The organism is Methanophagales archaeon, from assembly GCA_021159465.1.
In the GTDB taxonomy this organism is placed as follows: domain Archaea; phylum Halobacteriota; class Syntropharchaeia; order Alkanophagales; family Methanospirareceae; genus G60ANME1.
In genome coordinates, this window is sequence record JAGGRR010000059.1 from 1 (window position 1) to 4,463 (window position 4,463).

7 protein-coding genes are annotated in these 4,463 nt (G+C 42.9%); 3 read left to right on the plus strand and 4 right to left on the minus strand.

Annotation, left to right across the window (positions count from 1 at the left end):
• Window positions 1–214 precede the first annotated feature (214 nt).
• The 3 genes from J7J01_03160 to J7J01_03170 all read right to left on the minus strand — a co-directional run bounded on the left by J7J01_03160 (window position 215) and on the right by J7J01_03170 (window position 2,174).
• Window positions 215–475: an ATP-binding protein gene (locus J7J01_03160; protein ID MCD6209888.1), complete on the minus strand. Its 261-nt coding sequence runs from the start codon at window positions 473–475 to the stop codon at window positions 215–217.
• Complete coding sequence (locus tag J7J01_03165; protein ID MCD6209889.1) at window positions 459–752, minus strand: hypothetical protein; 294 nt, start codon at window positions 750–752, stop codon at window positions 459–461. Before J7J01_03165 ends, J7J01_03160 begins: the two co-directional genes overlap by 17 nt.
• A gap of 63 nt (window positions 753–815) precedes the next feature.
• Window positions 816–2,174: a cobyrinate a,c-diamide synthase gene (locus tag J7J01_03170; GenBank protein MCD6209890.1), complete on the minus strand. Its 1,359-nt coding sequence runs from the start codon at window positions 2,172–2,174 to the stop codon at window positions 816–818.
• A gap of 70 nt (window positions 2,175–2,244) precedes the next feature.
• On the opposite strand from J7J01_03170, the gene J7J01_03175 reads away from it, so the two are divergent.
• Window positions 2,245–3,282, plus strand: a complete 1,038-nt coding sequence (locus tag J7J01_03175) for a hypothetical protein (GenBank protein ID MCD6209891.1) — start codon at window positions 2,245–2,247, stop codon at window positions 3,280–3,282.
• A 94-nt stretch (window positions 3,283–3,376) separates the two neighbouring features.
• Here the strand turns inward: J7J01_03175 and J7J01_03180 are convergent, their stop codons facing one another.
• Window positions 3,377–3,544 (minus strand): hypothetical protein, encoded by a 168-nt coding sequence (locus J7J01_03180; GenBank protein ID MCD6209892.1) that lies wholly within the window; start codon window positions 3,542–3,544, stop codon window positions 3,377–3,379.
• Between the two features lie 153 nt (window positions 3,545–3,697).
• Here J7J01_03180 and J7J01_03185 point away from each other — a divergent pair, with 153 nt between their 5' ends.
• Window positions 3,698–4,042, plus strand: coding sequence for a hypothetical protein (locus J7J01_03185; protein ID MCD6209893.1), 345 nt, complete (start codon window positions 3,698–3,700; stop codon window positions 4,040–4,042).
• Window positions 4,039–4,329 (plus strand): hypothetical protein, encoded by a 291-nt coding sequence (locus J7J01_03190; protein MCD6209894.1) that lies wholly within the window; start codon window positions 4,039–4,041, stop codon window positions 4,327–4,329. Before J7J01_03185 ends, J7J01_03190 begins: the two co-directional genes overlap by 4 nt.
• Window positions 4,330–4,463 lie beyond the last annotated feature (134 nt).

Below are 4,463 nucleotides of genomic sequence, written 5' to 3' on the forward strand. Positions count from 1 at the left end.
TTATCACCGAATTATAGGTCTTGTTGAAAGACGTCTATTTAAAAGCTTGTTTTTTGATAATAGATGTTATCCAAATGGGTAACTTCTCTGATGGACGTGTGTTGCTCTTCTGTCAGGTGGAAGCAACCACTATAAGGATCAGGTATCAGAGGGAGGCAGTAGAAGCACAGCTTGAAGCTTTTGGTTTTAACATTCTAACAGTCACAAAATCTACCTACCCCTTATTCTTCCAGTGATAGTAATATACCTCTGTTGAGTCTGAAGATGAAGCCCGACGCTTCAATTCTATAAACACGAGATTCTCTATTACCCGTCCGATGTTCGCGGAGAATTTAAAAGAGACTGCATTTCGCAACCCTATGTCTATACAGTAAACCTTCTTCGGCGATAATAATCGCTTACTGCCAGAATATGAAAATTGATTGACAAAGAAGATTAAAAAACAGTTCTCCTGATATTCAATATAATTCTTCACGGTATTCACGCTCCCCAGATGAAAGATATTCTTTAGTCTGCTGTAGCTGATGGTGTTTGAGACATTTGCCATGAGGTAGTTGGCAATCTCCTGAAATGTCTTTGTTAAAATTCACTGCATGTGAAATCTTCAGATATTTTCTTATCGCATCCAGACTTTCTCGCTCTATTCCCCTGTCCTCCTCTTTTAGATCTTCCCTCTGTTGAACAGCTATCTCTTTAAGCTGTCTTGTCTTGTATTCATGATTTTTTGATATTCTGTATTCATTAGTAATCATTCGAAGCTTTTGTGATATATATCTTCATTGATAATGAAAACATTACATATTACATATTACCCCTCACCTCGTAGCTGCAGCCACAGTCCCCAGGAACCTCAGAAACGCCTTCTCGGTGCCCATCCCCAATGCGTGAAGATGGGTATAAGAAGCGAGGACGTTCCCTTGGTATATTCCATCCCTTTTGTTCTCTATTCCAACACCTTTTAGAAGCTCGTATGCGAATTCCGCCGTAACTCCGTTCACAGTAGAATAATGGAACTCGTGCCCGCGGAATCTTGCACCACGCGGGAAAAAAAGGTTGTCCACTACGGAAACCGCTTCGACATAGCCCACCGCATGGAGCCGGTTTGTGAGCTTTGCAGAACCTTTGAATAAGCCGAGCATCTCCCTACCTTCAAGTTGCTCAAGGCAGTAAAGCAAGCCACCGCATTCAGCATAGAGCGGCGACCCATGCCGAATCGCATCAACAAGCGCCTCACGTAAAGAACCGTTCTCTTCCAGCTGCTCTGCGTATAGTTCAGGATAGCCGCCACCGATGTAGAAACCGTCAACATCAGGCAAATCGTCCCGAAGCGGAGAGAACGGAACGACTTCAGCACCGAAATCACGCAATACGTCCAAGTTCTCCGGATAGTAGAAACAAAACGCCTCGTCCATCGCCACCCCTATCCTGACAGCATCAACAGCCTTTAACTGCGGCTCAGCACCAGCAGCAGTCTCAGCCTCAGCACCAGGAATCTTTACCTCTGTCGCCTCAAGCAAGCTATCCATGTCTATATTATCCTCTATGAGTTTTGAATAGCTGTTCAATACCGTGTGGTCAATCTCATGAGCCATAAAGAGCCCTAAGTGTCTTTCCGGGATTTTCAGGTATTCGTCCTTTGGAATAGCCCCAAAAACAGTCGTAACTCCTCGTAATGCCTCTTCAAGTAGCTCCCGGTGCCGTTCACTTCCAACCCTGTTCAGGATGACGCCAGCGAACTTTAGCGAAGGGTCAAAGGTCTTATACCCGTGGACTAATGCACTAACACTGCCCGCAAGCGCGTGGGCATCAACAACGAGGACTACCGGTATGTCCAATAGTTTTGCAAGGTGCGAGGTGCTACCCTGCCCTCCCGCGGCTGCGGAAGCGCCATCAAAGAGACCCATAACGCCCTCAACTATCGTCACTTCCGACATGTTCTTCCTGAATGACTGGATAACCGCAGAACGTGGCATCATGAAGGTATCAAGATTTCTTGATGGGTTTCCCGCGGCAAGCGTGTGCAGACTCGTATCTATGAAGTCAGGACCCACTTTGAACGTCTGGACATCGTATCCGCGACGACGAAATGCGGAAATAAGCCCAATAGTGAGCGTGGTCTTTCCCACGCCACTGTGCGTTCCTGCAACTACGAAAGCCGAACTTTTCTGTTTCATGATTACCTTACCTTACCGAAAGGCTTTTATTATGATAAAAACGATAGAATAGAAGTTATAAAATCATATTATGAAGCTTGAGCTCACATTTGATGGTAGTATGAAGCGGCTGATATTCCTCTCCTTACTGTTAATTTTGCTGTTGCTTTTACCACACGTTCATGCACTGCAGATGTTATCTGACGATCAGGTATCAATTGATTCTCCCATAGATGATGATGTTTTTGCTACGGGTGGTACTGTAACCATCAATGCTCCAGTTACGAGTGCTGTGATTGCGGGTGGCACTGTTACTATCAATGCACCGGTAAGCGGTGATGTTTTTGTTGCTGGCGGGCAAATATTGGTTAATTCTGATATTAAAGGAAAAATTGTGGCTGCAGGCGGGGACATAGACTTGAGAGGAGCTGCAGAAAATGCTGTTATTGCAGGCGGTGATATTGACATCCACTCTACTACGGTTATTAACAGGGATGCAGTCATTACCGGTGGGAATGTTTCCAATGCGGGCAAGATTCTTGGCAATTTAACTGTAAGAGCGGATAATTTCCTGAATACCGGAAGTGCGGGTAGTATAGATTTTAAGAAAAACGAGGGTCTGCGGGGTTTACGAAATTTGATAAATATCTTTAGCATTCTCATGACCGCCGGGTTCCTGATAGTCGGTATAATCTTGCTCAAGTTGTTCCCGAGGCAATTCTTTATCGTAGAAAGTGAAATAAGGAAATCTCCGGTAAAAAATACACTGGTAGGATTCGTTCTTATAATCGCATCAGTAATTGTGATAACCTTGCTATCTCTAACCATTGTTGGTTTTCCGATTGCGTTAATTATGGGAATGCTTTTTATCATAGCATTGATGCTCTCCAGTATTTTCGTATCCTTCGCCGTTGGCAGGAAGATTGTGGACTTATTTAAAGTTAAGTTTAAGCTTAATTTTAAGCTTAAGTTTAATGATTTGCTGATTTTTGTTCTCGGGTTTGTCATTCTAAGCCTGCTCTTCAGAATTCCCTATGCCGGTGTGTTAATAGTTATTATAGCAGTTAGTTTGGGATTTGGCGCGATTATTTATGCATTGCGTGAGAACTGGCAGAATATAACTACCTAATTATCTGTCTTGGCTGAATTTTTCGAGCAAGTTCGTAGCTTCTTACCTTTTCCTCCGTTTATATCCTAATCCAATGCCATCCAGTTTCTATTCGCTATTTCAACGGTCTCAACCTCTGACTCTCTTTCATGTTCCTCTTCAAGTAGTTCACAGCCGTTTCGGAGGACTCAATAGCTACCACCTTTTTCAGGGGTCTCATTCTCTGTTTTTGCTTCTCTTCCCTAACTCCTTTCCAGTTCAGTTCTTTCATTCTATCTGTCATCTTAAGGAAAATCGCTCCCAACAAGCTTCATCATTTTTGATATTTACAAGACAAGAAGGTATCATACCGCTTTATCCCTAACAACCGGTAAAATGCCGAATTGGTAAATTGGTAGATAGCTTTATATAGCTATGAATGAACTAAAATAACATCATGCAAATCCTTAAACACTGCAAACTCCTCACATGGCTGAAGAAAGGGCTTAGAAACGGTAACTGGAGAAAACTAAACAGGCTCGATCGTGCGTTGTACAGGGCTTCAATCTGGTACTCAAGACATTGCGGAGGTATAGTTAATGTGCTTCTTGTGGAAAAACTATCCAAAATCGTCGAAACGCTGGGGGAGACGCCCTCTGTAAGAATATTCAAAAAAGGATTTGAGAGAGCGGTTGAGTTATTGGAGAAATATGGTGAGTGTGGGGTGTTCTCATGGGCTCCCCGAATGAGGGAGTGGTTGAAAGATCCGAATTATATATTCTGGCTGGGGAGGATGGGGTGAAGAAGATGATGAATATAAATGCAAATAAAAACATAGGAGATGGCGGGAATGAAAACATCCTTGGCAGAGAAGAGGTTACAATCGTTAAAGAATCGCTTCGGAGAGAACTTGCATTATCGGAGCCGAAGCTGGGATTAATAAGGGAAGAAGTCGAAGGATTTGAGAAGAGATATGAGATGTCCTCAGATGAATTCGTGGATAAGTTTGAGGGGGAAGATGTTATATATTCTAAGAATGTAGAAGATAGTGAGGTAAGTAAAAGTGAAAACAGGGAAAAATTGCGATAGAACTCTATAAGGATGAAGGATGACCGGATAAGCCTTGGCAAAGCATCAGAGAGAGCATTGAATAAAATAAAGGGCATTGTATGGAACTGAAATATGAGCATGGGAAGATAGCAATTGAGAACAAAGTCTTTACT